2 protein-coding genes are annotated in these 1,769 nt (G+C 44.9%); both read right to left on the reverse strand.

Annotation, left to right across the window (positions count from 1 at the left end):
* A partial coding sequence (locus tag C5470_RS21725) for an ISKra4 family transposase (RefSeq protein ID WP_166291871.1) occupies positions 1–1,228 on the reverse strand: 1,228 nt, incomplete at its 3' end.
* A 91-nt stretch (positions 1,229–1,319) separates the two neighbouring features.
* Positions 1,320–1,571 (reverse strand): recombinase family protein, encoded by a 252-nt coding sequence (locus C5470_RS21730; RefSeq protein WP_242688270.1) that lies wholly within the window; start codon positions 1,569–1,571, stop codon positions 1,320–1,322.
* Positions 1,572–1,769: the final 198 nt, after the last annotated feature.

The following is a 1,769-nucleotide window of genomic DNA, read 5'->3' on the forward strand; positions in this document are numbered from 1 at the left end:
GTTTGGCAATCACTTCATTGATCGTCGATTCAACAAATGAAGAGGAAATGGGTTCACCATAGCGGTACATTTCACCATAATTCGGGATCATCATGCTGTTATTTTCAATGTAGGTGTACATTTCATCGATATGTTTTGATAAGGATTTCTTATTATCATAATGCGAGATGTCCTCATCACACATTTCAGCACGATCCTCTAGCTGTTCTAATGCCTTAATCACATTGCCATGCCAGAGATACCATTTTGTACTGGTTAAAGCGTCCAATAATTCTGCACCGAGTTCAGGGGTGTTTTTCGATACCCCTCTGGTATATTGTTTGAGTACTGTCAGACGCATCGTGATATGAAACCAATCCAGTACGTGCTGCGATTCGGGGTACAAGTTAAATTGCAGATCCCTGAGATTATCGGCACCATCCGATAAGAAAGTAATTTGTTGATTCGCCTGCATACCTTGTGAAGATAACTGGGCGATGAGTTTTCTTCTGGGGTGATTTTCAAGACATTGCACAAAACCAAAGCGTTTGGTTGGAGCATTAGCCGCGAATGATTTTCCGACGATGATTTCAAAAGGGTGTTTTCTGTCGTCCCGGTTTCTGACGTAGCCTCCATCAATACCCACCGTCATCGGTTTTCCCGGTTTGGGTAATTTTCCCCATTCTCTGGGATCGCCAGGGAGAAAATCCGGCAATCCGTCTAATTCGGCCTCTTGTCTTTGGGCGATCTGACAGAGATGATTTCTGACTGTGGAGGCATTACAGCGTTCCCCCACCGGCAGAATATCTTTGAGCAGATTGGCAGTCAATCCATAAGACATCAGTGACGCCCACCGGGTTTCTATATACCTGAGTTCCGGGTGAGTATGCGAATCACACCAGTGATTGAGCAAGCTAGCGGTTTGGGCTGAATGTTTCTCACACGCACACCGGTAAACCCGAAATCCCTCTACCGGGATAATGCCAAACAAGGTTCGGTACTGGATGGTTTGCTTGCCTTTTATCCGGCGATTTCGTTGACAGCAAGGACAAGCACGATGTTCATCCAAATATTCAGCTGCCTGTTTCTGGATCACTGATTGCTGGATAGTGTTCAAAAGTAATTTAGATTCAGACAGGGAGAGTCCAAGGTCATTGGGGGCGTCGGACTGTTTTTCTATCGTGAATAGTTTCTCCGTATGGTGATGGCCTGATTTATCGACCACCGCCAGTTGGATGATGAATTGCATGATGCTGTCCTCCCGGGGTTATGGCGACTGTATACCCCCGTTTTTTAGCGGGTGACGCAATTTATAATACGCAGAAACACCTAATCCCACGTTATAGCAGGCCAGCTTTAACTTGATACCTTTCTCTCTTAATGCGGCATAACCGATCGAGGGAGTGAACAACTATCGTGTCGCCGGTTCTGACCTGTTGAAGCATATCCTGAAGCTGTGGCCGGTTGATGTTTTTCGCACTGGCCTGTTCGATATAGATTTTGTCAATTTTAATACCGGACGCAGACAGTGCCTCTTTCTGGCGATCAACATGCTGGTCAACCGAACTGACCCGAATGTAGGCATAATGCATATCACCCTCAAAAGTCTTTAAATCTGATAAAGATTTGTAGAATACTCTATAAAATTGACTTTCCCGAAGTTTATAGAGGATTATTTCCTCGTTTTTAGCATGGATGAAAAGGTATACCTTTATGGATACCGATCATCCTATCGGCTACAGCCCTATCACAATAGGTTCCAGTTCCGGTGAATCAAGGTTGAGCCGACT

The sequence above is a fragment of the Photorhabdus stackebrandtii genome, assembly GCF_011189495.1.
In the GTDB taxonomy this organism is placed as follows: Bacteria; Pseudomonadota; Gammaproteobacteria; order Enterobacterales; family Enterobacteriaceae; genus Photorhabdus; species Photorhabdus khanii.

Coding starts and splice junctions, on each gene's coding strand:
- C5470_RS21730 (WP_242688270.1), bottom strand. CDS start 1,571: ATGCATTATGCCTACATTCGGGTCAGTTCGGTTGACCAGCATGTTGAT.